Origin of the sequence: Mesorhizobium sp. M1334 (genome assembly GCF_040317995.1) — a bacterium.
In the GTDB taxonomy this organism is placed as follows: Bacteria; Pseudomonadota; Alphaproteobacteria; order Rhizobiales; family Rhizobiaceae; genus Mesorhizobium.
The window spans coordinates 166778-190694 of record NZ_JAMYLM010000008.1 but is presented as its reverse complement, the minus strand read 5'-3'; the positions used below and the strand labels follow the sequence as shown (position 1 = coordinate 190694).

Here is a 23917-nt window from a genome sequence, read left to right as displayed (position 1 = left end):
TACGGCTTTGGGAGGAGGCTTCGATGACTTCAAGTTTCAATGTTCACCATGCTGCCGGCTATGAGCAGCTCATGGGCCGCTGGAGCCAAAGGCTCGCGCCGCTGTTCATCGACTTTGCGGGCCTTAAAGACGGCGAAAAGATCCTCGACGTCGGTTGCGGCACCGGCAGCCTGACCTTCGCGCTCGTCAAGGCCGCTGACCTCCGTGAGGTCGCCGCGATCGACTTTTCAGCCGTTTTTGTCGAGGAGGCAATCCGGCGCAACTCCGATCCGCGGATAAAAATCCGTCAGGCGGATGCCTGCGCCCTGCCCTTTGAGGACGGCGCCTTCGACCGTGCCCTGGCCCTGCTCGTGCTCCATTTCGTGCCCGAAGCCGGCAAGGCAGTCGCCGAGATGCGCCGCGTCGTGCGGCCGGGCGGCGTGGTCGCGGCGACGGTATGGGACCATCTCGGCGGCATGCCGGGGATGCGCATGATGATCGACACGGTGGCGGTGCTCAGCGAAGGCGGACGCCAGCTGCGCGCCCGCTATTGCACGCAGCCGATGATGCAGCCGGGTGAAATGAAACGGACCTTTGTCGAGCGGGGTCTCCGCGACGTTACGGAGACCGAGCTGATGATCCGCATGGACTATCAAAACTTCGACGATTACTGGGCGCCGATAGCCGCCGGCGAAGGGCCGCTCGGCAAGTATGTGGCCACGCTCGATCCAGAAGAGCGGGCGCGCGTCGACGCCGCCATGCGCGACGCCTACGAGGCCGGCCGGCCCGACGGCCCGAGATCCTTTGCGAACGTCGCGTGGGCCTGCCGCGGCATCGTTGCCTGACCGGCCGGCAGCCGGGACGCATTCTTCGCATAGGAAGCATCGCTCTCCTCGCGCCGGCTTGTCCCGTTGTTGACGGGACGGCCTGCGCTTCGGCGCTGCTAAATCCGCCAAGGGTGGTTGCATTAGCCCATCCCATAGACCAGCCCGACGCGGCCGTCCGAAAGCTGCTCCAGTTTGCGCAGTTCGAGCCCACGACGATTTTTCGCCGTCCCAAACAGCGCCTTTCCTTCACCGGCGAGCAGCGGATAGACGATCAGCCTGAGCTCATCGACCAGCCCGGCATCGATAAGGCTCGCGGTAATTTGGGCGCCGCCCATAAGGTAGATGTCTTTGCCGGGCTGCTGTTTCAGCGCAGCGATATCCTCGAAATTCCGCACGAAGCGCGTCTTTGGCCAGGCGGCCGAAGTCATTGTGTTCGACAGCACATAATGCGGGGTCTGCGCGGCGAAGCGGGCCCATTCGAGCTCGGCCGGCTTCGGCAATTTGCCGGTCATCGGCAGCGGCTTGTCGGGCTCGTTCTGGATGGCGCTCCAGTAGCGCTCGTAGCCTGCATACATGACGCTGCCAAGCAGGCAGGCGTCGATTTGCGGCGTCAGGCCATATTCGTCAGACCACGCGTCGACCCAATCGGCATACCCCTCGGGCCCCTCCATCTTGCCGTCGACGGAAATTTTCATTCCAGCGATCAATTTGCGCATGATTTCCTCCATCAGGCTTGCGGGATGCAAGCACGTTTCATCGTTGCTTCGTGTTGCTGGCGGCGACCTCAGGGATGGACGCCGCGAGTTACATCAGGCCGGCAGGCGGCGGTCGTATTCTTCCCGCAGGCGGCTCCAGCCGTCCCAGAACGAGGTCGGCGTCTTGCCAGCCAGGCGGGCGGCCAGCAGGTCGAGATGCATGTGCCAGCCGGCCGTGATGTTGAGCTGGATTGCACGTTCCGGCAGGCGGCGATGGACAACGGTGAGCAGCACATCGCTACCCTTCGCCTCCAGCAAGAAGGAGACGCCGCCGGTATTTCCCCAGGTGATGGAAAGCTTGCGCGGCGGATCGAGGTCGGTGATCCGGCCCTCCATCCGATGCTCTTCGGGAAAGCCCGCGGGGCGCTGGCCAGGCGGGTCCGTCAGCTCGTCGTTACGCCAGACCAATTCGAACGAACTGCCCGCCTTCATTTCCATCTGCCCCGCTGCCATCCACTGCCGGCGCAGGTCACTCTCGGTGAGATAGGCCCAGACGCGCTCGATGGGTCCGGGCAAAAGGCGTTGGATAGTGAACGTGGCGGGCTCGCTTAGCGCGCCATAGGCGTCGATGCTTCTCATCTGGTTCATTGCTCGTCTCCTTCTTTCGGATTAGGCGATTTCCTGGGCTCATCCTGGGCTTTGCGTGCGTCCTCTTCGCGAAGAAGGCGTTCGAGAACATCGAGACGACCGGTCCAGAAGCGCTCGTAGAAGCTGAGCCACTGATGGGCGCTGGCCAGCGGTCCGGGGGCTAGTCGGCACAGATGCGTGCGGCCCCTCACCTCTCGACGAATAAGCCCTGCGTTCTCCAGCGTCTTGATATGCTTGGAGGCGGCCGCGAGCGACATCGCGAAGGGCTCCGCCAGCTGGCTTACCGTTTTCTCGCCATCGGCGAGATCGCGAAGCATGTGCCGGCGCGTGGCGTCGCCAAGGGCGTGAAAAACCGCATCCATCTGAAGTGTTTGTAATTCAACCATGTAGTTGAATATAGATGCATGCTTTGAGATAGTCAACCGTTTGGTTGAATAATTTATGTGAAGCGCCGCGGGGCCGTTTGCGCCATCGAGCGCATCGACGCGACGGGAGATACGGACGGCCCCGCGACAGTCAGGGCGAGGCCCTTATTTGCCGTCGAAGAAACTGTGGATCGCGGCTTCCAGCTTTTCGATAAGCTGAGGGTTGTGGCAGCTGCCAGCCCAGATCAGGGCGTTTAGCCTCATCTCTTTGTTGATAAAGCGCACTTTCCCAGAATCCAGCAGGTATTCCGCGATCTCGTAGTGCCGCCCTTTGATAGCCTCGATGAGCGCGTTGTTTCTCCCCGTCTTGTCGGTCAGATTTACTTCCGCGCCATTCTCCGCGAGCAACTTGACGACTTCGAGATGCCCGTTCTTCGCCGCCTCTATAAGAGCCGTTCTGCCGTAGTAGTCAGCTCGCGCGTTGATCTCTATTTGGGGGTGTCTCACGAGGCCTGAGATACACGAGTAATGTCCCTTGGCCGACGCAAGGCTCAAGGGCGTGCTCTTCCACTTGTTTCTGGCATTCACATCGATTTCCGGGTCTTCGATCAGCACCTCGACCACCGCTGTGCGGTCATTGAGGGCTGAAAGGTGAAGTGCAGACCAGCCGCCGTCGTCCGACTGATTGATGTCGGCGCCAGCCGCCAATTCCGATCGAACCGCATCCGCATCGCCTTGTTCTGCCGCGACCAGCAGGGGCGACCAGTCTCTTGCTCCTTCGCCTTCCAAGCTGTTGGTCAACGCAGTCGCCTCCTCGGATAGTCCACAGAATACCACAGAATCCGCGACAGCGGGATCGTCCTGAATGGAGTTCCCTGGACTCCGTGGGTCACAGAGAGCTGTCGGCCCGAAGCGGAAGATCAGCGCTTCACGTCCGTCTCCTCACATTCTCATGATATCGACTGGCTTTGGCGGCCATCCAGACTAGATAGAGCGTGCGCCGGGCGGAACGATGCAGAAGGACGTGAACATGCCTGAACAGATTACCCTGAATAGACCTGAACAGATCAGATTGAACGACGGCTCCGCCATTCCGCAAATCGGCCTCGGCGTGTGGCAGGTCGATCCAGCCATCACCGCCAACGTTGTGCGCTGGGGAATCGAGGCCGGCTACAGACTGATCGACACCGCCGAAGGCTATCAGAACGAGGAAGGTGTCGGGCAGGCGATCCGCTCGGCCGGCGTGCCGAGAAGCGAGTTGTTCATCACCTCGAAACTGCGCAACGGCGCGCATCAGCGCGACGCCGCCTTGCGCGCCTTCGACGGGACGATAAGCAAGCTCGGCATCGAACAGATCGACCTGTTCCTGATCCATTGGCCGGTACCCAGCCAGGACAGATATGTCGAGGCCTGGAAGACGCTGATCGAACTCAGGCAATCAGGCCGCATCAAGTCGATCGGCGTTTCGAACTTCAACCAGGACCATCTCGAACGGATCATCGGCGAGACCGGCGTCACGCCGACCGTCAACCAGATCGAGCTCCACCCCCGCTTCCAGCAGCGTGACAAACGTGAATTCCACGACAGGCACAACATCCGCATCGAGAGCTGGAGCCCGCTGGGCAGCGGCCGGCTGTTGAGCGATCCGACGCTTGAAAGCATCGCCAGGAAACACGGCAAGTCGGTGGCGCAGACGATCGTCCGGTGGCATCTTCAGGAAGGCTTGATCGTCATTCCAAAGTCGATCCACCAGGACCGCATCGCCGCCAATTTCGATGTCTTCGATTTCGAGCTGGAAGCGAAGGACCTCGAGCTAATTCGGGGCATGGATTCGCCCGACGGCCGCACCGGCCCGAACCCCGCTACCGCTGCATTCCTGTTCTGAGGGCCGACAGTGAAGCTGCCGATCTCCCCCTAGAGGGCCCCTTGAGGGGGAGATGGCCGGCAGGCCAGAGGGGTGCTGTCCCGCCAGCGATCAAAACTACCCTTCCCGCTAGCTCATATCCCGGAGCCATCCGCCAGCGGCACATCTTCGCCCTCCCAGGGGCTCGGCATCGATCCCTTGCTCAGATTGGCCGACGGCAGCGGCATCCAGCACTTCAGTTCGGGTTCGGCGTATTCGACGATGCGTCCTGGAGACGAGTCGGAGGCGCGCCAGCCTTCGCTGCCGAACTGATCGGCGCGGGCCCAGTACGCCATGTCGACCTCGGCCGGACCCTGTTCGGACGGCCGAACCGTGACAAGGATTCTGCTGCCGTCCCTTGGCGCGCTCGACATGTGGCGCCACTGACCGGGCTCATCCATTGCATTTCCTCCTGCGATCTTCGCCTCGAACGGATAGTCGCTTCGCGCTCGGAAGCGGTCAACCCGAACTTTTTTGCCTGAGGCAAAACCCTGCTCCGTCGTCGCGGAACAAGTCATGGCACGCCGGGTTTGGGCAAGTTGTTGAAGGAAGCAAAATGAGACCAGCGCCCCGACCGATCCTTACCATTGTTGCATGGCAGGCCGCGTTTTTCGTTCGCAACCCGGTCCGGTCGCAATGAGGCAGGCCGGTTCTGACCATTCCCACCCACCCAAGGAGGGCAAAGGCGGCATAGGACGAGCGCTCGGCCTCGGCCTGATAACCGGGGCAGCCGACGACGATTGTTCTGCGATAGGCACCTATGCGAGCGCCGGCGCCCGCTTCGGACCCGACCTGCTTTGGACGGCTCCGGTGACGTTGCCGATGATGTATGTGGTCGTCTACCTGTCGTCGAAGCTTGGCCAGGTATCCGGGCGCGGATTGTTCCACGTCATCAAGGACTTCTATCCGCGGTGGCTGCTCTGGTCGGTGCTGTTGGGTGTGCTCGTCGGCAACACCATCGAGGCAGCGGCGGATCTTGGTGGAATGGCGGCCGCGATCAACATGTTCGTGCCACTTCCCATCCCGCTGATCGTGCTGTTCGTCGCGGCCATCATCTTCGCCCTCCAGGTCTTCGGCTCCTATACTTTGATCCGCAACATCTTTCGGTGGCTGGCGTTGGCGCTGCTCGCCTATGTGGGTGCCGCCCTTCTGGCCAAGCCGGACGCCGCGGCCGTATTGCGCGGAACGCTGCTTCCGCGGATCGAATTCAACCGTGAGTTCCTGTCGATCCTGGTCGCCATCATCGGCACGACGCTGTCCGCCTATCTCTACACGTGGCAGTCCAATGAGGAGGTCGAGGAGGAGATTGCCCAGGGGCGAACGACGCTCAGGCAAAGGAAGGGCGCTACCGACAGCGAACTCCGTCGCTCTCGCCGGGACATCCTCATCGGCATGATGTTTTCAAATCTCATCATGTATTTCATCATCCTGTCGACGGGTGCTACGCTCTACAAGGCGGGCCACCACGATATCGACACGGCAGCGCAAGCGGCGGAGGCGCTGCGCCCGCTAGCCGGCCAGGCCGCAAGCGTCCTGTTCGCCGCAGGCGTGATCGGCGTCGGTTTCCTAGCGGTTCCTGTCATGACTACCGGCGCTGCCTATGACGTGGCGCAAGCTATCGGCTGGAAAAACAGCCTGCACGCCCGGGCTCGAGAGGCGCCCAAATTTTATCTCGCCATCGGATTTTTTACGGCGATCGCCGCCGGCCTCAACTTCCTCGGCTTCAATCCGATGAAGGCGCTGGTCTGGTCCGGCATAGTTCAGGGCTTCTCGACGCCGCCCTTGCTGCTGCTCATCATGCTGATGACGAACAGCCGCAGGATCATGGGCGACCAGGTGAACAGCCGCAGCACCAACATACTCGGTTGGGCAACGACCGCCGCCATCTTCTCGGCGACGATCGGCCTGGTGGCAACCTGGTTCATGTGATCAGGCAGGACAAAGGGACGCCGCCGGTTGAGTTAACCCGTCCCGCTTGCGGATTGTCCCAGCTTTGCCGGTCCTGGAAATTCCACTACGTCGCCCATCGGCCGTTTGTATTGCACCGCGACAATTGAATCGATCAGAAGATCCACAGCCGCACGAGCCGTGCGGCTCGTCTCGTCCTCGCCGCTCAAATAATGGCTGACTCGTTCAAGATGGAGGTGTGCGGCGGCAAAGTCGCTTGTCATCGGCTTCTCCCTGTTGCCCGCCGGCCGGCAAGATGACCGCCTCGATTTACCCAAAAGCAAATATCCACAGCCGGATTTGAATCAAATTGGCCTGATTCACCGCAGCCCGAGGGACAAGGTGCTGGCAGGCCTTTGCGCCGCTGGTCGATGCGCTTGCGCCGGCGCAGTACGCCGCATTGAATGAACCAACTACGGCCGGTGTTCCGCAAACTCCGTTCGCTCAATGCGCTACCTTTGAAATTTTCTCGCTCTTTTAATTCTACAAACTCTCTAGACTTAACATAGATCATTTGGACAGGGAGCCAGGAATGTCGAAAAAGCTCGTGGTGGGGCTGTCGGGCAATTTGACCCGGCCATCGAAGACCAAGGCGTTCATCAGCCACATTGTCGGGCAGGCTGCCGAAAGCATCGGCGCGGCCGCAGCCGTCTTCGACATCGAGGATCTCGGCGCGTCCCTGCCGCAGGCAAGGCGCCTCGGCGACCTCGACCCGGCGGCGCGCAACATCGTCGAACGGCTGCTGGGCGCCGACATCCTGGTGGCCGGCTCGCCGACCTTCAAAGGCAGCTATACCGGCCTTTTCAAGCACTTCTTCGACCTGCTCGACCCGTCATCGCTGAGGGGCAAGCCGGTCATCCTTGCCGCGACCGGCGGCGGCGAACGCCATTCGCTGATCGTCGAGCACCAGCTGCGGCCATTGTTCGGCTTCTTCGAGGCGCTGACCGTGCCGACCGCGATCTACGCCTCCGAGAAGGATTTTGCCAATGGCGTGCTGGTGTCGGAAGCCATCCACGCCCGCACCCGGCAAGCGGTCGCCGAGGCATGCCGGGTGACCGGGGTGCCCTACGGCGTCGGCCTTGCCGCCTGAACGCACCACTGACCCGAGATCCACTCCCCGATCCACCCAGGAGCACGCCGCGATGACCAGATCCACCAAATCCAGGCAAATCAAACTTGGCGCTTTCCTTCCCGGCGGCGGACAGCATATCGCCGCCTGGCGCCATCCCGACGCACCGGCCGACGGCGCCACCAATTTCGAGTTCCACAAGCAGCTTGCCCTGACCGCCGAGCGCGGCCTGTTCGATGCCTATTTCCTCGCCGACAATCTGACGGTCGGCCTCGGCGCCCGCGAAGGCGGCAACGCCAAGATCGCCGGCTTCGAGCCGGTCACGCTGTTTGCAGCGCTGGCGCCGCTCACCACGCATCTCGGCTTCATCGCCACCGCCTCGACCACCTACGAGGAGCCCTACACGCTCGCCCGCAAATTTGCCTCGCTCGATCATCTGTCGAATGGCCGCGCCGGCTGGAATGTCGTGACCTCGGCCGGCGACGAAACCGCGCGCAATTTCAATCGCGATACGCAGCCTGCCCATGCCGAGCGCTATGCCCGCGCGCATGAGCACGTCGAGACGGTCAAGGCGCTGTGGGACAGCTGGGAGGACGACGCCTTCATCCGCGACAAGAAATCGGGGCGCTTCTACGACAAGGACAAGCTCCACGACATCGACCACAAGGGCGCGCATTTCAGCGTCAAGGGTCCGCTCAATGTGCCGCGCCCGGTGCAGGGGCACCCGGTGGTGGTGCAGGCGGGACAATCCGAAGACGGTCGCAAGCTCGCCGCCCACTCGGCGGAAGTCATCTTCACCGCCCATCAGAACCTGGCGTCGGCGCAGGAATTCTATCGCGACATCAAAACACGTGTGACGGCCGCCGGCCGCGATCCCGAGCAGGTGCTGATCATGCCGGGTGTAGCGCCCTTCGTCGGCCGCACCGAAGAAGAAGCGCGCGCCAAATACCAGCAGCTGAACGATCTCATCCTGCCCGAAGACGGCGTCGCCCTGCTCAACGGGCTGGCCGGCCAGACGCTCGACATCAGGGGCTATCCGCTCGACGGCCCGCTGCCGCCAAGCAAGGAAACCGAAGGCATGAAGAGCCGCCAGGCGCTGATCCGCCAGATTGCCGACGAGCACAACTTCACCATCCGCCAGCTCTATCAATGGGTGGCGACGGCCCGCGGCCATTACACCGTCATCGGCAGCGCCACGCAGGTCGCCGACCAGCTGGAGGAATGGTTCGGCAACGAAGCCGCCGACGGCTTCAACATCCTGCCGCCCTGGCTGCCCGGCGGGCTCGACGACTTCGTCGAGCTGGTGATCCCCGAACTGCAGCGCCGCGGCCTGTTCCGCACCGCCTATGAAGGCAGGACCCTGCGCGAGAACCTCGGCCTCAGGCGGCCGGAAAACCCGTGGACCGCCGCGCGCTCGGCCGTGCTGGCCGCCGAATAATTCCACGAAGCCCACTACCCTCGAAGCGAGAGGCACGACGATGACCTTGCAGCACATCGGACAGGCCGCCAGCCTCGGCACGCGTGACAGCACGACAAGCCTCGGCACGGATTTCCTGCGCCTCGGCGGCCGGGCGGGAATTCGCTTCCTGTCGCGCTACGGCGTCCTCATCGCTTTCCTCGCACTGTGGCAAGTGTCGAGCAGCGCCGGCTGGGTCAACACGGCCGTGCTGCCGCCGATCGACATGATTGTCGCGGCACTTTGGAAGGGGCTGGCCGGCGGCACTCTACTCGGCGACATCGCCATCAGCCTGCAGCGCGCCGGTCTCGCCTTCGCGGCCGCCGTGCTGGTCGCGATCCCGCTTGGCCTGTTCATGGGTCAGGTGCGCACGGTCGAAACCGCGCTCGATCCCATCCTGCAGGTTTTCCGCCAGACCTCGGCGCTGGCGCTCTATCCGGTGTTCATCCTGCTGCTTGGGCTCGGCGAAGCCTCCAAGGTGTTCGTCATCTTCTGGGCAACGCTGTTTCCGCTGCTGCTCAACACCATCGGCGGCGTCAAGCAAGTCGATCCGAAACTGCTGGAGATGGCGCGCGTCTATGGCGCCAGGCAGCTCACCGTCTTCCGCCGTGTCGTGCTGCCCGGCGCCGTACCGTCGATCTTCGTTGGGCTGAGGCTCAGCGCCACCACGGCGCTGCTGTTGTTGATCGCGTCCGAAATGATCGGCGCCAACAAGGGAATCGGCTTCCAGGTGATGAACGCGCAGTACAACTTCCAGATACCGCTGATGTTTGCGGCAATCGTCATCCTCGCCGGCCTCGGCCTGATCGCCAACCAGGCACTGGTGAGCCTGCAGCGGCGGCTCTGCCGCTGGAGCAATGCCGTCGACTGACCACCAGCCTTTACCAATCTCAACCAGGCCAGAACTCAAATCAGGAAAGACCCGGACCATGAAAATCACCCGCCGTTCCCTGCTTGCCGGCGCGCCCTTCGCCGCCGGCCTTCTCGCCGCCGGCCTGCCGCGCTTCGCCTTTGCCGAAGCGGCACCAGTGAAGTTCCGCTCCCTCGCCAGCCGCGGCAGCATCTCTCCGCATGAGCTGGCCGGCGAGCTCGGCTATTTCAAAGGCCTCGGTATCGAGATCGAGAATGTCGGCTATTCCGGCGGCGGCCCGGAATCGTTGTTTGCGCTCGCCTCCGGCAGCGTCGATATTGGCTCGGCCGCAACCGCCGCCGTGATCAATTCGATCTCCGGCGGCAACGACTTCGTCGCCGTCTATCCGAGCAACGGCATCAACAGCAAGGTGCGCAGCGTCTTCTACGTGCTGGACGACAGCCCGATCAAATCGATCGCCGACATTGCCGGCAAGACCATCGCCGTCAACACGCTCGGCGCCCATCTCGACTACACCGTGCGCGAGGCGCTGCACAGCGTCGGCCTGTCTCCGGACGCCGCCAATCTCGTTGTCGTACCCGGACCGCAGCTCGAGCAGACCTTGCGCTCCCGCCAGGTCGACATCGCGGCGCTCGGCTACTGGCAGGCGACGTTTGCCGGGGCGCTGGTCGACAATGGCGGCGTGCGCGGCGTGTTCAACGACACCGACGTGCTGGGCGAGCTGGCCGGCGGCTTCGTCGTGCTCAGGCGCGACTTCATCGCCGCGCATCCGGACGCCGCCCGCAACTTCGTTGAGCAATCGGCGCGCGCCTCCGACTGGTCGCTGCAGAACCCCGACGAAGCGCGCAAGGTTCTGGCAAACATCCTCGACAAGCGCGGCGAGAACGGCGAGCTGGCGCGCTACTGGACCGGCTTCGGGCTGCGCCAGGGGGCCAAGGCGACGGACCGCGACATCGACTTCTGGGTCAGCGTGCTCGAACGCGACGGCCGCCTGCCAAAGGGTAAGCTGAAGGCAGCGGACATCCTCTACCGGCCCGGCGAAACCAAGACCAACTGAGAAGGCCAACCGGCAAGACAATCAGCTAGGAGATGAGCGCGATGAGCGGCACAAGCGGCGGTGAGGTCAGCATACGCGACCTGTCCAAATCGTTCAGCATCGGCGGGCGTTCGCTTGCCGTGCTGAGGACCCTCAATCTCGACATCCGCTCGGGTGAATGCCTGGTCATCGTCGGCGCCAGCGGATCGGGCAAGACAACGCTGCTGCGCATCCTGGCCGGACTGGAGGCGGCCGACAGCGGCGGCGTCGCCATCGACGGCAAGCCGGTGCACGGCGTCGGCGCCGAGCGCGCGGTGATTTTCCAGGAACCGCGCCTGCTGCCCTGGCTGACGGTGCTCGGCAACGTCGCCTTCGGCCTCGAAGTGCGCGGCGTGCCGAAGGCTGAGGCCGAGGAACGGGCGCGCTTCTACATCGCGCTCGTCGGCCTCGCCGAATTCGGCGATGCGTTTCCAAGGCAGCTGTCGGGCGGCATGGCGCAGCGCGTCGGCATTGCCCGCGCCCTGACCGTGCAGCCCGAAATCCTGCTGCTTGACGAGCCGCTAGGCGCGCTCGACGCGATGACCAAGATCGGCATGCAGGAGGAACTGGCGCGCATCTGGAGCGAGGAGAACGTCACCATGGTGATGGTGACGCACGACCTCGAGGAAGCGATCTACCTCGCCGATAGGGTGCTGATCCTGCCCAAGGAGAAAGGCGGCGCGGCGCGGCTGATCGACATCGACCTGCCCCGCCCGCGCGAGCGCAGCGAAAGCCGCTTCGTACGCCACCGCGAAGAACTGCTGCGCGAATTCGGGCTGCACTGAAAGCCGCCTAAGAGGGCTTGGATTCCGCGTCCCGCGAAGCGGGGAGAGGTGTCTCGGCGAAGCCGAGACGGAGATGGGCCTTCCTTCGAGTGCCCTGCACTACGCTCTTTCCTGGAACCGGATTCCCCGCCCCGGCATTTCCTTAACCGGGAGGCAAAGGAGCGCGGCATGAAAGCTTTGTTCGCAATCTTTGGCGGCTTCGTGCTGACGCTCGCCGTATTCGCCAGCGGTCTCGCCTTCGCCACCTGGCTATTGATAGCCAAGCCGGTACCGCCGGCCGCCCCGGTCTCCAGCGTCGCCGAACTGTGGGCCAAGGATCCGCGCCCGGTAAACCCGGCCTCGCAGCGCCTCGAGCGCCTCCCGGCCCGCCCGGTTCCCGTTCGCACCTCGGAAGTTGATCGCACCGCGAGACCCGCCGATACGGCCGCAGCTTCGACATCCGACACCACCGCCACCGGCTCCATCAAGCCACCATCGGAAGAGCAGCAGCAAGCGCTGCCCGCCGCTCATGTCGAATGGTGCGCCAGCCGCTACCGCTCCTACCGGCCGGACGACAACCGCTACACCTCCTACAGCGGCCAACAGCGCCCCTGCATCTCGCCCTATCTCGACATCACCGATGACGGCAGCTACGTCGAGGCGAGCGATACGTCGTCGGTGGAGGGCTACCCGCCATCGGATGAACCCGGCGCCGCCGAGCTGTCATCCGACCACGTGCAATATTGCTTCAGCCGCTACCGCTCGTACCGACCGGAAGACAATAGCTATCAGCCTTACTCCGGCGGCCCGCGCCGGCAGTGCGAGTAGGCAGGCCGGCTGGCGGCCCCAGTGCATGGCGCCTTGTGCGACCAACGATCACGCAGATTTCTTGGATCGTTCGGGTTGGCTCGGCGTTCATCCGATACCCAAAGGAGAAATCAACATGGGCGACGACCGGGAAGACAAGATTCGTGAGCGCGCATACCAGATCTGGGAACGCGAAGGCGGGATCCATGGCGATCCCGAGCGGCACTGGCACCGGGCCGAGGCCGAGATCGACAGGGAGGCGGCCCTGCCGCTGACGGCAGGCGATGCCCTGCCGGAAACCCGCGAGGTCGCAAGCTCCGACGTTTTGACGGTGGAGGCCCTGGCGGTGCGCACCGGCATATCGGGCGAACAGGCGCAAGAGCTGATCGACAGGCTGGGCAACGACAGGGCGGCGATCGAGCAAGCCGCGCGCAACCTCGAGGGGAAGCGCCGGCCCTAGCCAAGGAGAGACAGATGATCAGAAAACTCAAAGACGGAAAATACCGCCTCTATTCGCGCAAGAAGGACGAAAAGACCGGCAAGCGCCGTAATCTCGGCACCTTCGATACCCGCGAGGCCGCCGAGAAGCACGAACGCGAGGTGCAGTATTTCAAGCGCCATTGAAGCGGCGCTGGTGGCCGGTGCCCGGCAGCCAGTCGCGCGGCATGCCTGGCGGAACCTGAATCCAGCCCGCAACAAGCCGTCGCGAAACCACTACCGCTCCTACAGGCCAAGCGACGACACTACACGTCCCACAGCGGAGAGCAGCGCCCCTGCATCTCGCCCTATCTCGACATCACCGATGACGGCAGCTACGTCGAGGCGAGCGATAACGTCGTCAGTGGAGGGCTACCCGCCATCGGATGAACTTGGCGGCGCAGAGCTGTCATCCGACCAGATGCAATACTGCTTCAGCCGCTACCGGTCATATCGGCCAGAAGACAATAGGGCGCGTCTGTCGAGCATTTTGGGATCGACTTTCCCAACCCCTTGCTGTTCGCCTCGGACGGAGGGTATTTCAACTAGGCGCTAAAACTGACGCCTGATTGGCTCAGAACCCTGCATTGAAGCCAAATCGTGAGAGCACCTGATCCGTGCATGGTGAAACAGCGTCTGCCTCAATGCCCAAGGCCATTGATCCCAGATAGCTACCGGCCGCTTCCCCGTCACAGATATAGCCGCCACCGGAAGGCAACGCGCACACCGCATTGCTGGAGTGCAACATTCGGAGTGAGCCGCTTCCATAGTGCAGGCATCCCGGAAACGCATTCGCGAGATCTCTCGGCGCATCCGCAACGTTGGTTTGCAATGCGTCCGGATCGCAAATAATCAAGCGGTCAGCACCCCATTCGAGCTTTAAGGATTGATCGGCAAAGTGTTGGCTGAGGTCGACCAGTTCTCCGCCCGCGCAACGCTTCTCAACTTGAAAATCGATCTTTAAGGGTGAAGGAGGGGCAAATTGCTGTAACAGCCAACCATAGCCGTCGGTTAACCAAATGGTTATGAAGGTCGCCACGATCAGTGCAGCCAACCACAGCGCAAATTTCTTAAGCCGTGCGCTCATGAGGGTTTATGAGGGAGGAGGGGCGATCATGTAGGCGAGCCAAACATCCCCTACCTGAAATTCGATGCGCAGCCATCCGCTCGACTCCCCAACGCTACATTTGAAGCCGCCTTGGCCTTCCAAAACGGCACCGCCCTTTCCGAACACCCTATCCTGAAGGGCGTTTACGCACTGGACGACGACTCCTTCATTTCGCTTCAACAGGCTGGGGACAGTGTCACGAGCTAATTCAACATCGAGCGGCACCCCACCGTCGGCAGCTGTCTCAGTGAATTCTTGGAATTGCTCTTGCAGCTTAGCGTCAAGCGCCGCGGCATCATCTTTGCGGTCAAGCAACTGGACAATGATCGCCGCGTGGGCCTGGCTTCCTTCCAGACTTTGGACTGTAATATCACACCATTGGCGGTCCCTGATTTCCGTCGACCAGCATGCAGTAGCATTCTTGACCCACGCACCATTGTTCGGCGGGCTTTCCTTCTGCGTGTCGCAGGTGCACTTCTCCCGCTCGGGATTTTCTGCGTTCGCCAGCGCAACATGAAAGCTCACGCTTGGGATCAACGATAACGCAAGCAGTGCACGCCTCATCCGTTTGCTCCCCACTTTTATCTTCCTTCTAATCTGGGAACTATTGGATACTAAAGTAAAGAATTTATCTTTTTAAATGCGGTTTCGAATCGTGTCTTTGTATTATCGGATACACTTGTCGTGAGAGTTTCTAGATGCTCGGTGAAGTATCGCGCTGGCCGAAAATGACCGAACTCGCCGTAATTCAGCGGATATCTCTCAAGATACTTCTCTATAGCCTTTACAGTTCTAGGCAATTTGGCATTCAGATTTGAATGACCAATATTACCATTCAACTGCTTGGCATATTCTGCGTTAACAAGATCGACATAGAACCCTCTATCAAACATGTCCTCGATGTCAGCCTCTTTGGAGCCCACAAAATCGCTATAGGTGTGGACGTTCTTCCGCTGAAGCAGCCTCTTCTTGTACAGGGCTTCTACGGCTTCGCTGTCCGATACTGCGACATCGACAAGCACGGCTAGCTTCATCCCTTTCTGATTTCCGAGCAAAGACACAAAAGTCGATACCTTTCCGCTTCCACCTACAGGTGTAATGGTCCAACGAGGATCGAGACCTGTCCGCCCGTCCCGCTCCAGAACGCTGCTCATGGCTTGAAGGTAGAGCATATCAGCGGGACCCTCGACCACGAGGCAGTTGGGTCCGACGAAGAGAGTTTGATGAATGTCGTACCCGAGCGCGCCCTGAAGCGGGAAGAGACTGTCGTCGGACGCATCGAAAAGGTCAGTGAGGACCTTGGTGCCGTCCTCCTCCTTAGGCAGCGGATCATCAGCGTCTATACCACGATCTTGAACAATCCGGACCCGATTGAAGTTGGCCGGGTCAACCATGAAAGGGGAGTGGGTAGTGTATATAACTTGATGGTTTGGCTTCAGTTCCTGCTCAATGTAACGAAGTAGGTCTGCCTGAGCGCGCCCATGAAGCGACAGTCCCGGTTCGTCCAGGAGCAGGATAAGCTTCTTGTTGGACCGCTTTACGTCCTCATACCATGCGAGGAAAGAAAAGAACCAAACGAAGCCCTTGGATCTGGACCCAAGTTCGGTCGTCGCCCAATGGACCTGATCGTAGACGCGTCCCCAAATGTTTTGCCCGGAGCGCATGTGCTCGGGATCCTCTGACCGGGCCTCCCGGATATCAAAACGCATCTGCAGATGCTTATTCTGCGACCAGTATCTGAGAATCTGGCGCGTGAGGTGATTGCCCGCTCCCTCAAGCTTGTTGACCAATTCGGTAGTTCGCTGTGCGCCGAGTAGATCTTCGAGATTGAGGCGAGCAAGGTTGATGAGACCCAAGAGTGGATGATCTGATGGCTTGAGGGTGCCAGCTGCCTTCCGCTGAATTAGGGTCTGCACGTTCTCATGGCCGAGCATCTGGTAGTATTCATCAAAATAGAGGAGAGCAGGGATTCGCGAAGAAAGGATTTTGTTAAAGGTATAGTGTGATCCATCGTCCGGGAAGATGACGTTCACGAAGGCGAGCAAGCGAGTAACCTCTACGGTCGCTTCGACACCTTCTAGTTTCGTCTTTAAGTCTCCCCAGGAAGCGGCCATCTCAAGGGTTGCCCGGGTGGCATCTGTGAGTTCCGCCGCCGCTATCACGTGGGCGCGGGCGGCGCCCTCGTCGAAGGATATGTTGTACGTGCGCTCATTTGCATACCCTTTGGTTAGGCAAATCGTTTGGCTCTTGAGCGCCCTCGATCCAAAGACCTGCTCGACCGCTGCAATATCGTCTAGTTCTAGCCTATATTCGGCAGCTATTACCTCGGCAGGTTCACGTTTCCCACTTTCGACCTCGTGCAGATAATCTCCGTATTCCTTTCGAGGATAATCGTCGGTCGCGTCGAAGGCAGCATCTTCGTTGACTATAGGAGCGACACGATAGAGGGCCTTAAGGAGAGCCGTCTTCCCTGCCTCGTTCTTCCCAACAAGGCACGTCACGTCTCCTACCTCAATGTCTCCCGAGTCCCAGACGCTTCTAAACTCATGCACGCGAAACTTTTCAAGACGCATTTCCTGCTCCCGCCCTTCCGCATTTGTCTTCCAGGGATTTCTAAGTTTTCGGCGGACCGCAGCGCCCTTCAGTAGCGCGATCTCAGCCTCGTGGTCGCCGCCCGACATGGATGCGACTGGCACGCCGATCAGGAAAACGCCAAGCACATCTCCGGTCGATGCCTTGTTCTGCTGATTTGATATGATGGCCAGCGCTGCCTATCGGCTTGAGTGCAGGGGCCCGTGAAAACTACACGTTTCATATTCCCCCCAAATGCCCAATAAAACTCCCCTCCGACAACATTGCGCAGCGCAAAACGTCGCGCAAGTATTCTTCGATCAACAATACAGGATTATTCTCGTGTCTCTGCACTGATATCCGCCGCAGGGAGCCGCTATCTCGATCCGTCTTTTAACTGTTGCTGCTCACCGGCATCCGCTCGAGCCAGTCGGGTTCGCCGGCATGGCAGGTGCACTCTTACCGCATGGCCGCTCGTCGCCCCTCCACCGCATCAAGCCGCTCCTGCAGATGCCCATTCAGCACGATCATCTCCTTCAGCGCCTTCACCGCGTCACCCTTATGCAACGCAATGAACCTGTCAGCGATAGCCTGCAGCGCAGCCTCCTGGCGGCTGTCCAGCGTCACGATGTGATCCATGGCGATGCCTCCGATAGTTTCTGTTCAAATTGAACAAAACGGGAACAAAAATGTCAAGAGCGAATTGACTTGGCGAGGAATGCCTTCCTATTTGTCAGTAGGCGGGGCGGTTGCTCACAAATCGAGGAGAGCCGCGATGGGCAGACGAAAAAGCCGGTTCGACAGGCTGTCGGCGAGGGATGCGGAGGCGATCATCAGGGACGCTCTGAGCCTGCGCAGGACGGTGCTGTCGTCGCAGCTGCATCTGAAGGCGCATGGCGAGCTGTTCTGGCAGCTTTGCGGGCTTGTCGAAAAATTGCACGGGGTGCTGGCCAGCGTCGCGGAGAAGGAGCCCGATTACCGGATGGCGGAGCTTGGCCTGCTTCCCCTCCCCGAGGATTACTCGACCCGGAAATGAGCCATGGCCGGGCCGATGGACAGCGTTGGACGGGCCGCCAAGGCCAACATGCTGCTTATCGTGGAGTGCGGCCATTGCTACCATGTAGGACGGTTCAGGGCGAATGACGTGGCGCAGGTGGTGGGCTGGAACAAGCCGCTGGAAGCGATCGGGTTCAGGTGCAAGCGATGCAGCCGCAAGGACACGACGGTGAAGACGCAGTTCATCGACCAGGATCATCCGCCCAAGGGCTACATCTGGGTGCTGCAGAAATTCAAGCGCTAAAACAATGAGCCTTGCGCCGGCGCCTGCTGCGGAAACTTGATCTGCGTCGCCGGCTTGTCGACGATCACCAGCGCGTCATCGGGCGCCGTGCGCTGCAGGTGTCTTGCCTCCGACCATGGCGCGCTGAGCCAAGCCTCGGTTTCTTCCGGCGTGGTCAGGATCACCGGCATTGCCTTGTCGTGGATCGGCGCGATCAGCGCGTTGGGCCTGGTCGTCATGAAGCCATAGACCTGGTGCTCGGCGGGGCCGTCCTTGACCTTGCGAATGCCCTGCCAGCGCGTCCACAGGCCGGCAAAGAAGAACAGCGGGCGGTCCTCGCCGAGCGCAAACCAGAAGTTGCGCTGAATGCCGGTCTCGGGGTCCTTGTCGCCGGGCGTCGGGCTGGGCTCGGCGAAGCTGGTGACGGGCACCACGCAGCGGTTCTCGATGCCGAGATATTGCTGCCAGTGGCCGTATTGCGGATTGCGGATATTGGTGGTGCCGTAGTCGGCCTTGCTCTTGACCCGCTCCAGTGGCGTCGGCATGCCCCACAGCAGATTGGCTAATTCGCGTTCGCCGTCCGGCGCATTGCGCACCACCGGGCCTGGCTGGTTGGGATAGATGTCGATGGAGGGTTCGAGATTGCCGATGATGTCGCGCAAGGCGCGGGTCCACTGGCGAATGGCCTCCTGGCTGGTCGTGATATTGTAAAGATTGCACATTTCAGGCCGTTCCCGGATGCTCAGGCATCTTGTTGGAAACGGCCCGGAATTTCCAGCGCTGTCCGTCGGGTTGCTGACACGGCAGGCCGTGTCAGCAATGGTTTTGTGAGACCTACCGCGCCGATTGTCTCATAGCTTGTGCGGCGACTGCCGCGAGAAAAGCCCTGGCCGCGGCATCGCAGGCCGCTCGGGACGGACCCTTGGCGAAAAGGAGAAGCTCGGCGGCTCGCATGTTGAGCCCGTGCTTTCTCGCGAATGTGACCAGATCGTAGGGTTTGTTGTCGTAAGGCTCGTCGTCGTCGTAGTCGATCGTCAGATCGTAGTTTTCTTTCATTTTCTTCCTCCCTTTAGCGATCTCCCCCCTCCTGTCGCTAACGCAAAATTAACGTCGATGGCGTCGGGCGAGTCTACCAATCAGAGATTGTGTAAAAAATGTACGGGCTCGGATGCTCGCCCCTCGCAACCGGACCGCGAGCAATCGCCGCGGACCGGAACGGTCGAAAAAGCCGATTATGATGGCAACGTCGGAAAAGGCTGCCACGGCCTGGTGCTGCGGGGGTGTCCGCCACGCCTACCGTGCCTAATGGCCGTCATTTTCATCTTCCTGGCCCGGTCCGCAAAGCCGGCCTCGTTGGGTTCGGCTAAAGAATAAATCCGGCTAATAACACCGTAAGGAGTAGTGACAGCGGAACGGCTGCAAGACACCAGATCTCCAACGTGTTGTTTTGCCGCGGGTCCATCGTCAGCCTCACTTTTTGGTTTTGTCATTGTGGCACCAACGGTTGGCCGGAGGTAGCGGTTCCAAGCGACGGTGTCCATAGAGCGCTGCCTGTGCTGCATATTAGCAACAGCTTGACGACCGCTGAGCCCTGTACCGCCTGGACAACTTCAGTTGGCGCCGGATTGGATGCGCATTCCGCAGGAATGCAAGCGCCCTCCGCATCAGCCGTGCGGGGATCGGTCGACGCCCATGATCAGCGCCGAGCCGCATGCCCGGAACCCGATGGCTGCACCTATCTCCGGACGAAGTTTCGCTACCACCGAGCCGATCCGATCTTCACTCACAGCCAGCGATGCCCGTTCGCAGGGACCTAAGTCTGACCTGCCTGCGCAATGGTCCCGTGCACAGGCAGCTTCGGGAACAACTGCGCCCGTCTTCAGTTGATGGCGTCACCTCCTCGAGGAGACATCGGCGCAGAATCAGTCCCTTCATGCGCTGATTGGGGTCCGCCTGCCATTGCTGGATTTGGCAGGCGGACCCTTGGTTCTGTACGCTCCAGATCGAAAGCAGGTAAGCTCGGGACTCATCACCCCGGAAATCCTCCCGAGAAGCATGGCGGAGGTCTTCCTCACCCCTGAGATGCTTGACCTGGCTTGACATTCGAGACGACCTCACAGCGCGCGCAGCGGGTCGCCCTCAGCCCTCCAGCGCCTCGTGCTGGTAAAGCTCGTCCATACTGAGCGTCGCCAGCGCGGCGAAGGGTGCCTGCTTCTTCACGCGGCCGTGGCTCAGGATCACCACGTCGTCGCAGAACGAGATGGTGCTGCGATGATGGCTGATGACGATGGTGGTGCGGCGGCCGGCGCGCGACTTCAGCGTCTCGACGATCGCCGCCTCCGACAGTCCGTCCACCGCATTGGTGGCTTCGTCGAGGATCAGGATATCGGGATCGCGCACCAGGGCCCTGGCCAATGCGATCCGCTGCCGCTGTCCCGCCGAGAGATTGACGCCGCGGTAGCCGACTACGGTCCTGTAGCCTTGCGGCAGTTGCTCGATGAAGCCATGCGCTTCGGCCAGTTTTGCCGCGCGCTCGGCATCGTCGGCCGAGGCCGCGTCCTGGCCGTAGACAATGTTTTCGAAAATCGTGCCGTCGACCAGTTCCAGCTCCTGGCTGGCAAGTGCAATGTGCTTTCGCCACTGGCTGGGGTCGATGCGGTCCAGCGGCGATCCATCGACGAGGATCCTGCCGCTATCCGGTTCGACGAAGCGGCACAAAAGGTTGACGACCGTCGTCTTGCCGGCGCCCGACCGGCCGATCAGCGCGGTCGAGCGGCCGCTGCGGATATCGAAACTCGCCGCATGCAGCACCACCGCGCGCTGCTCCGAGCCGGAATAGGTAAAGGTGACGTCCTCGAACTTGATGCCTTGGCTGAGCCCGGGGAACGCCGCGTCACCTTGCGGCGGCGCGGGCTTGTCGGATGGGTCCAGCATCCACGTCACCTCTTCCAGCGATCCGCTCAGGCCCTGCAGCTGGCTCCAGGCCATTTGCAGCGACCGCATGTAGGGCTGCAGCCTGTAGAGCAGGATGACGAAGGCAACGATCAGCGGGAAGGAAACATTGGCGAACCAGGCGCCGATCACCACCGCCAGGAACAGCATGGCATGCAGGATTTCGGTCAGCGGCGGCAACGCTCCCTGACGGGTCAAAAGCACGAAGGCGGCGCGGCGCACCGCATCCGACGCCTGGTCGAATGCCGCCTTCTCGCGTTGCTCCTGGCCGAAGATGCGGATCAGCCGCCCGGCATGCACCAGATGCAGCATCTGTGAGGCGAGCTGGCTGTTACGGGAGGCGACGCTGCGGCTCGGCGCCTTCAGATTGGCGGACAGCATGGCGTGCGCGACCTGCACCAGCGCCAGGCCCAGCGTGACCAGCAACGTCATCTGCCACGACAGGAGCAGCAGGAAGGTCAGCAGGATGATCGCGGCCGATGCGTTGACGATTGCCCCCAGCGTGATCTGGATGGCATCCGAGGCCCGCCAGGATTCGTTGGAGATGATGTTGAGCAGCCGCCCAGGACTTTGCTGCAGGAAGAACGGGTAGCCTACCCTAAGCAGTTGCTCCGACAGCGCGCTGCGGATCGAATGGCTGGCCTTGCCGTAGATGAAGGTGGTCAGCAGCGTGTTGGCGTAGGCGAACAGATTTTTCAGCACGATCGAGCCGAGGATGGCGACCGATATGACGATCAGCCGGTCGCGCTCGCTCAGGCTCGCTCCGACATGCTGGAAGACGGCGGAAAAGCCGGCCATGCCGGTCTGCCCCTGTTGCCCCATGATTATGTTCAGCAACGGGATGATCAGGCCGATACCGAAGCCTTCAAGTGCCGCGCTGAGCAGCCCGAGCACCACCACGGCCGGAAGCAGGCGCAACTGCTTTTGCCCGAGCGCGCGACGCAGCATCGGCAGGCTGGGCGGCATCAGTCGCATGATAGCGGATCACCTCGCCTCGGCATTTGCCTGTTGCTCCTGTCGCATCTCCGTTGTCTTTGGCGATTTCGCCAGCAAAAGCACCGCGAACTTGGCCGCGCCGAGCAGATTCATGCCGATGATCGGCCAGTGCGACAGCTTGAGTTCACGATCGAACAGCGGGCCTTTCCTCAGTTCGCGCAAGGCTGCCCTCATCGACCAGTAGAAATGCCGAAGCAGCCACGGCGCGTGGCGGATATGCTTCAGGCAAAGCCCGCCATTGCCCATGCTGTAATCGCGATGCAGCTTTTCGATGGCCTTGCGGTCGCGCCGGCCGTGATGGTGATAGATGGTCATGTCGGGCACGTATTCGACCGGAATGCCGAGCAGCACCGCTCGGACGAGATAGTCCGTATCTTCCGCCGAGCGCAGCGGGCCGCCGGCGCCGAAGCGTTCGTCGAAACGCCCGATTCGGGCGGCAACATCGCGGTGCATCGTCATGTTGCAGCCAAGCACGAAGCCGCCGGGATGGACATCCGGCGTAAGCCGCGCGCGCACCGGCGACCGCTTGATGGTGAACGGCAGGTCGCGGGGATCGCCAAGCTCGACGCGACCGCCGCGGATGACCCGTTCGCCGGCCGCATAGTGCCGCTGCAGATCGCGCAGATAATCCTTGTGAACCGCGCAATCATCATCGACGAAGACCAGCACGCGGCCCCGCGCCCGCTCCAGCCCGGCGTTGCGCGCGGCCGCCAATCCGGGTCGCGGCTCGCAAATGGCAGTGAACGGGATGTCCGACAGTTCGGCGATGCTGGCCAGCCGTTTGGCCGTGCTGTCGGTCGAGCCGTTGTCGACAACCACCAGCTCGGCGGCAAAGTCGGCATGGGCACGACACGCGGCCTGGATCGAGCTGATGCAGGGCTCGAGTACGGCGACACGGTCGCGGGTGCAGACAATGAAGCTGACCGCCGGCACCGGTCCTTGCTGCGGCCGCGGCGACATGGCCGCCGGCATCATCGAGCGGCCGCGTTGCTGGAGCTGGTGCGATTTGACGAACATGGGTTGCTAGCTCAACTGGTTCGAAGGCAAAACCGCCGCGGCCGGCACGGACTGCAGATACCGCGACAGGGCATCCACCTGCCTGGTGACCGACATCGAGGCGAGACTGAAGCGCGGCGCGAAAGCACCGGTGCGAAACACGTACTGCTCGCGGCGCCGGATGAGTTTCCATTTCGCCGTCCGTGTCAGGAATTCGTGCATCAGCAGCGGCTGTCTTTCTCCCGATATCAGCTGATAGAGGAAATAGAACAGGTTCAGCGTGCCGGCCTGGTAGCTCGGCCTCGTCTCGACCGGAAGCGCGGCTATCCTTTCTTCCAGCGCGAGGATCCATTCGGCGGCACGGCGAATCGTCTCCATCGACAGGACCTCACCGATGGCGCGGAGGTCTTGCGTCTCTTGTACGAGCCCTTCGCGCTCTAGGTTCTCGGCGACGATCTTCAAATGCGTCCTGCGCATTTCGCGCTTGTGCCTGTTGGTCACGCTGTCGTCATGGATACGATAGGCGATGAGGCTTTCGGGGATCATTGCTGCCGGGTAGCGATCGGTCAGCCGCCTGAACAGGTCGAAATCCTCGGCGTGCTTGTAGCTCTCGTCATAATGTAGAACGCCGTCTTCGATCACCTTCCGGTTATAAACGACCGTTGAATGCATGAAGATCGTGAAGAACATCGACAATATGCGCAGGCTATTGTCCTGGAATATCGGATCGGGCGACCCCCTGACGATGCGGTTGCCGAGCAACGTGTCGAAGCTTGCACCGCATAGAGCGAGGTCAGGCTGCTGGTCGAACAGTGCTACCTGTCGCGACAGGCGCTGGGGATAGGCGATGTCGTCGGCATCCATCCTGGCGACCAGATCGCCCCGGGCAACGGCTAGGCCTTCATTGAGCGTTGCGATCAGGCCGCGGTTTTCGCGTGAGACGATCGAGACGCGGCTGTCGGCCTGGCGATATTTCCGCAGGATCTGCAGCGAGTTGTCGGTCGAGCCGTCATCGATGGCGATGACCTCAACATGCTTGTAATCCTGGCGCAGGATGCTGCCCAGCGCAGCTGCCAGATAAGGTCCCGCATTGTAGATCGGCAGCAGAACGGAGACTAAGGGAGCAGCCATG

The 23917-nt window shown here is 61.5% G+C and carries 28 protein-coding genes; 13 read left to right on the top strand and 15 right to left on the bottom strand.

Annotated elements, in window-relative coordinates; all coding sequences use genetic code 11:
* Positions 1–23: 23 nt before the first annotated feature.
* Entirely contained in the window at positions 24–824 is an 801-nt protein-coding gene (locus NKH17_RS17160) for a class I SAM-dependent methyltransferase (RefSeq protein WP_352475607.1), read from the top strand.
* Between the two features lie 122 nt (positions 825–946).
* Here NKH17_RS17160 and NKH17_RS17155 read toward each other — a convergent pair whose 3' ends face one another.
* From NKH17_RS17155 to NKH17_RS17140, 4 genes are all read right to left on the bottom strand, one after another.
* Complete coding sequence (locus NKH17_RS17155) at positions 947–1522, bottom strand: dihydrofolate reductase family protein (protein WP_352475608.1); 576 nt, start codon at positions 1520–1522, stop codon at positions 947–949.
* Between the two features lie 93 nt (positions 1523–1615).
* Positions 1616–2149, bottom strand: a complete 534-nt coding sequence (locus NKH17_RS17150) for an SRPBCC family protein (protein WP_352902139.1) — start codon at positions 2147–2149, stop codon at positions 1616–1618.
* Entirely contained in the window at positions 2146–2535 is a 390-nt protein-coding gene (locus NKH17_RS17145; RefSeq protein WP_352902142.1) for an ArsR/SmtB family transcription factor, read from the bottom strand. Before NKH17_RS17145 ends, NKH17_RS17150 begins: the two co-directional genes overlap by 4 nt.
* Before the next feature lie 144 nt (positions 2536–2679).
* The gene (locus tag NKH17_RS17140) at positions 2680–3315 is read right to left on the bottom strand and encodes an ankyrin repeat domain-containing protein (RefSeq protein ID WP_352902145.1); all 636 of its coding nucleotides are present in this window, start codon (positions 3313–3315) and stop codon (positions 2680–2682) included.
* A gap of 229 nt (positions 3316–3544) precedes the next feature.
* Between NKH17_RS17140 and NKH17_RS17135 the strand changes: the two genes are divergently transcribed.
* A complete protein-coding gene (locus NKH17_RS17135; RefSeq protein WP_352902148.1) occupies positions 3545–4399 on the top strand; it encodes an aldo/keto reductase in 855 nt (284 codons plus the stop codon).
* 113 nt (positions 4400–4512) lie between these two features.
* Here NKH17_RS17135 and NKH17_RS17130 read toward each other — a convergent pair whose 3' ends face one another.
* Positions 4513–4818 (bottom strand): hypothetical protein, encoded by a 306-nt coding sequence (locus tag NKH17_RS17130; RefSeq protein WP_352902151.1) that lies wholly within the window; start codon positions 4816–4818, stop codon positions 4513–4515.
* A 235-nt stretch (positions 4819–5053) separates the two neighbouring features.
* On the opposite strand from NKH17_RS17130, the gene NKH17_RS17125 reads away from it, so the two are divergent.
* The gene (locus tag NKH17_RS17125) at positions 5054–6346 is read left to right on the top strand and encodes an Nramp family divalent metal transporter (RefSeq protein WP_352902154.1); all 1293 of its coding nucleotides are present in this window, start codon (positions 5054–5056) and stop codon (positions 6344–6346) included.
* A 32-nt stretch (positions 6347–6378) separates the two neighbouring features.
* Here NKH17_RS17125 and NKH17_RS17120 read toward each other — a convergent pair whose 3' ends face one another.
* Complete coding sequence (locus NKH17_RS17120; RefSeq protein WP_352902156.1) at positions 6379–6588, bottom strand: hypothetical protein; 210 nt, start codon at positions 6586–6588, stop codon at positions 6379–6381.
* Positions 6589–6896: 308 nt separating this feature from the next.
* Between NKH17_RS17120 and msuE the strand changes: the two genes are divergently transcribed.
* The 8 genes from msuE to NKH17_RS17080 all read left to right on the top strand — a co-directional run bounded on the left by msuE (position 6897) and on the right by NKH17_RS17080 (position 13030).
* Complete coding sequence (gene msuE / locus NKH17_RS17115; protein ID WP_352507154.1) at positions 6897–7454, top strand: FMN reductase; 558 nt, start codon at positions 6897–6899, stop codon at positions 7452–7454.
* 52 nt (positions 7455–7506) lie between these two features.
* On the top strand, positions 7507–8871 hold the full coding sequence (locus NKH17_RS17110; RefSeq protein WP_352902158.1) for an LLM class flavin-dependent oxidoreductase: 1365 nt from the start codon (positions 7507–7509) through the stop codon (positions 8869–8871).
* A 40-nt stretch (positions 8872–8911) separates the two neighbouring features.
* Positions 8912–9760 carry an ABC transporter permease gene (locus tag NKH17_RS17105; protein ID WP_352690332.1) on the top strand — a complete coding sequence of 283 codons (849 nt, stop codon included), beginning with the start codon at positions 8912–8914 and terminating at the stop codon, positions 9758–9760.
* Between the two features lie 58 nt (positions 9761–9818).
* On the top strand, positions 9819–10817 hold the full coding sequence (locus NKH17_RS17100) for an ABC transporter substrate-binding protein (RefSeq protein WP_352822725.1): 999 nt from the start codon (positions 9819–9821) through the stop codon (positions 10815–10817).
* Between the two features lie 32 nt (positions 10818–10849).
* Positions 10850–11620 (top strand): ABC transporter ATP-binding protein, encoded by a 771-nt coding sequence (locus tag NKH17_RS17095; RefSeq protein WP_502910597.1) that lies wholly within the window; start codon positions 10850–10852, stop codon positions 11618–11620.
* A 168-nt stretch (positions 11621–11788) separates the two neighbouring features.
* A complete protein-coding gene (locus tag NKH17_RS17090) occupies positions 11789–12427 on the top strand; it encodes a BA14K family protein (protein WP_352902165.1) in 639 nt (212 codons plus the stop codon).
* A 115-nt stretch (positions 12428–12542) separates the two neighbouring features.
* Positions 12543–12866, top strand: coding sequence for a DUF2934 domain-containing protein (locus tag NKH17_RS17085; RefSeq protein WP_352902168.1), 324 nt, complete (start codon positions 12543–12545; stop codon positions 12864–12866).
* A 14-nt stretch (positions 12867–12880) separates the two neighbouring features.
* Positions 12881–13030: a hypothetical protein gene (locus tag NKH17_RS17080; protein ID WP_023677295.1), complete on the top strand. Its 150-nt coding sequence runs from the start codon at positions 12881–12883 to the stop codon at positions 13028–13030.
* 427 nt (positions 13031–13457) lie between these two features.
* Here the strand turns inward: NKH17_RS17080 and NKH17_RS17075 are convergent, their stop codons facing one another.
* The 4 genes from NKH17_RS17075 to NKH17_RS17060 form a co-directional block, all read right to left on the bottom strand.
* Positions 13458–13970 carry a hypothetical protein gene (locus NKH17_RS17075; protein ID WP_352902171.1) on the bottom strand — a complete coding sequence of 171 codons (513 nt, stop codon included), beginning with the start codon at positions 13968–13970 and terminating at the stop codon, positions 13458–13460.
* A 6-nt stretch (positions 13971–13976) separates the two neighbouring features.
* A complete protein-coding gene (locus NKH17_RS17070) occupies positions 13977–14555 on the bottom strand; it encodes a hypothetical protein (RefSeq protein ID WP_352902174.1) in 579 nt (192 codons plus the stop codon).
* Positions 14556–14605: 50 nt separating this feature from the next.
* Positions 14606–16711: an AAA family ATPase gene (locus NKH17_RS17065; protein ID WP_352971482.1), complete on the bottom strand. Its 2106-nt coding sequence runs from the start codon at positions 16709–16711 to the stop codon at positions 14606–14608.
* Between the two features lie 310 nt (positions 16712–17021).
* Positions 17022–17201 carry a hypothetical protein gene (locus NKH17_RS17060; protein ID WP_352902180.1) on the bottom strand — a complete coding sequence of 60 codons (180 nt, stop codon included), beginning with the start codon at positions 17199–17201 and terminating at the stop codon, positions 17022–17024.
* Between the two features lie 136 nt (positions 17202–17337).
* Here NKH17_RS17060 and NKH17_RS17055 point away from each other — a divergent pair, with 136 nt between their 5' ends.
* Both NKH17_RS17055 and NKH17_RS17050 read left to right on the top strand, forming a co-directional pair.
* Positions 17338–17598: a hypothetical protein gene (locus NKH17_RS17055; RefSeq protein WP_352475623.1), complete on the top strand. Its 261-nt coding sequence runs from the start codon at positions 17338–17340 to the stop codon at positions 17596–17598.
* A gap of 3 nt (positions 17599–17601) precedes the next feature.
* On the top strand, positions 17602–17862 hold the full coding sequence (locus NKH17_RS17050) for a hypothetical protein (protein ID WP_352621366.1): 261 nt from the start codon (positions 17602–17604) through the stop codon (positions 17860–17862).
* On the opposite strand, the gene NKH17_RS17045 is transcribed toward NKH17_RS17050, so the two are convergent.
* From NKH17_RS17045 to NKH17_RS17025, 5 genes are all read right to left on the bottom strand, one after another.
* Positions 17859–18563: an SOS response-associated peptidase gene (locus NKH17_RS17045; protein ID WP_352902184.1), complete on the bottom strand. Its 705-nt coding sequence runs from the start codon at positions 18561–18563 to the stop codon at positions 17859–17861. The two genes, NKH17_RS17050 and NKH17_RS17045, sit on opposite strands and share 4 nt — an antisense overlap.
* A 112-nt stretch (positions 18564–18675) precedes the next feature.
* Positions 18676–18897, bottom strand: a complete 222-nt coding sequence (locus tag NKH17_RS17040; RefSeq protein WP_254819423.1) for a hypothetical protein — start codon at positions 18895–18897, stop codon at positions 18676–18678.
* A gap of 1083 nt (positions 18898–19980) precedes the next feature.
* Complete coding sequence (locus NKH17_RS17035; protein ID WP_502895558.1) at positions 19981–21768, bottom strand: ABC transporter ATP-binding protein; 1788 nt, start codon at positions 21766–21768, stop codon at positions 19981–19983.
* Positions 21769–21777: 9 nt separating this feature from the next.
* Positions 21778–22764 (bottom strand): glycosyltransferase family 2 protein, encoded by a 987-nt coding sequence (locus NKH17_RS17030; RefSeq protein ID WP_352475738.1) that lies wholly within the window; start codon positions 22762–22764, stop codon positions 21778–21780.
* Positions 22765–22812: 48 nt separating this feature from the next.
* On the bottom strand, positions 22813–23916 hold the full coding sequence (locus tag NKH17_RS17025) for a glycosyltransferase family 2 protein (RefSeq protein ID WP_254819424.1): 1104 nt from the start codon (positions 23914–23916) through the stop codon (positions 22813–22815).
* Position 23917 lies beyond the last annotated feature (1 nt).

Bases quoted from the DNA above. Each gene is read 5' to 3' on its own strand.
- NKH17_RS17160 (WP_352475607.1), top strand. From the start codon at position 24: ATGACTTCAAGTTTCAATGTTCACCATGCTGCCGGCTATGAGCAGCTC.
- NKH17_RS17155 (WP_352475608.1), bottom strand. From the start codon at position 1,522: ATGCGCAAATTGATCGCTGGAATGAAAATTTCCGTCGACGGCAAGATG.
- NKH17_RS17150 (WP_352902139.1), bottom strand. From the start codon at position 2,149: ATGAACCAGATGAGAAGCATCGACGCCTATGGCGCGCTAAGCGAGCCC.
- NKH17_RS17145 (WP_352902142.1), bottom strand. From the start codon at position 2,535: ATGGTTGAATTACAAACACTTCAGATGGATGCGGTTTTTCACGCCCTT.
- NKH17_RS17135 (WP_352902148.1), top strand. From the start codon at position 3,545: ATGCCTGAACAGATTACCCTGAATAGACCTGAACAGATCAGATTGAAC.
- NKH17_RS17130 (WP_352902151.1), bottom strand. From the start codon at position 4,818: ATGGATGAGCCCGGTCAGTGGCGCCACATGTCGAGCGCGCCAAGGGAC.
- NKH17_RS17125 (WP_352902154.1), top strand. From the start codon at position 5,054: ATGAGGCAGGCCGGTTCTGACCATTCCCACCCACCCAAGGAGGGCAAA.
- NKH17_RS17120 (WP_352902156.1), bottom strand. From the start codon at position 6,588: ATGACAAGCGACTTTGCCGCCGCACACCTCCATCTTGAACGAGTCAGC.
- msuE (WP_352507154.1), top strand. From the start codon at position 6,897: ATGTCGAAAAAGCTCGTGGTGGGGCTGTCGGGCAATTTGACCCGGCCA.
- NKH17_RS17110 (WP_352902158.1), top strand. From the start codon at position 7,507: ATGACCAGATCCACCAAATCCAGGCAAATCAAACTTGGCGCTTTCCTT.
- NKH17_RS17105 (WP_352690332.1), top strand. From the start codon at position 8,912: ATGACCTTGCAGCACATCGGACAGGCCGCCAGCCTCGGCACGCGTGAC.
- NKH17_RS17100 (WP_352822725.1), top strand. From the start codon at position 9,819: ATGAAAATCACCCGCCGTTCCCTGCTTGCCGGCGCGCCCTTCGCCGCC.
- NKH17_RS17095 (WP_502910597.1), top strand. From the start codon at position 10,850: ATGAGCGCGATGAGCGGCACAAGCGGCGGTGAGGTCAGCATACGCGAC.
- NKH17_RS17090 (WP_352902165.1), top strand. From the start codon at position 11,789: ATGAAAGCTTTGTTCGCAATCTTTGGCGGCTTCGTGCTGACGCTCGCC.
- NKH17_RS17085 (WP_352902168.1), top strand. From the start codon at position 12,543: ATGGGCGACGACCGGGAAGACAAGATTCGTGAGCGCGCATACCAGATC.
- NKH17_RS17080 (WP_023677295.1), top strand. From the start codon at position 12,881: ATGATCAGAAAACTCAAAGACGGAAAATACCGCCTCTATTCGCGCAAG.
- NKH17_RS17075 (WP_352902171.1), bottom strand. From the start codon at position 13,970: ATGAGCGCACGGCTTAAGAAATTTGCGCTGTGGTTGGCTGCACTGATC.
- NKH17_RS17070 (WP_352902174.1), bottom strand. From the start codon at position 14,555: ATGAGGCGTGCACTGCTTGCGTTATCGTTGATCCCAAGCGTGAGCTTT.
- NKH17_RS17060 (WP_352902180.1), bottom strand. From the start codon at position 17,201: ATGGATCACATCGTGACGCTGGACAGCCGCCAGGAGGCTGCGCTGCAG.
- NKH17_RS17055 (WP_352475623.1), top strand. From the start codon at position 17,338: ATGGGCAGACGAAAAAGCCGGTTCGACAGGCTGTCGGCGAGGGATGCG.
- NKH17_RS17050 (WP_352621366.1), top strand. From the start codon at position 17,602: ATGGCCGGGCCGATGGACAGCGTTGGACGGGCCGCCAAGGCCAACATG.
- NKH17_RS17045 (WP_352902184.1), bottom strand. From the start codon at position 18,563: ATGTGCAATCTTTACAATATCACGACCAGCCAGGAGGCCATTCGCCAG.
- NKH17_RS17040 (WP_254819423.1), bottom strand. From the start codon at position 18,897: ATGAAAGAAAACTACGATCTGACGATCGACTACGACGACGACGAGCCT.
- NKH17_RS17035 (WP_502895558.1), bottom strand. From the start codon at position 21,768: ATGCGACTGATGCCGCCCAGCCTGCCGATGCTGCGTCGCGCGCTCGGG.
- NKH17_RS17030 (WP_352475738.1), bottom strand. From the start codon at position 22,764: ATGATGCCGGCGGCCATGTCGCCGCGGCCGCAGCAAGGACCGGTGCCG.
- NKH17_RS17025 (WP_254819424.1), bottom strand. From the start codon at position 23,916: ATGGCTGCTCCCTTAGTCTCCGTTCTGCTGCCGATCTACAATGCGGGA.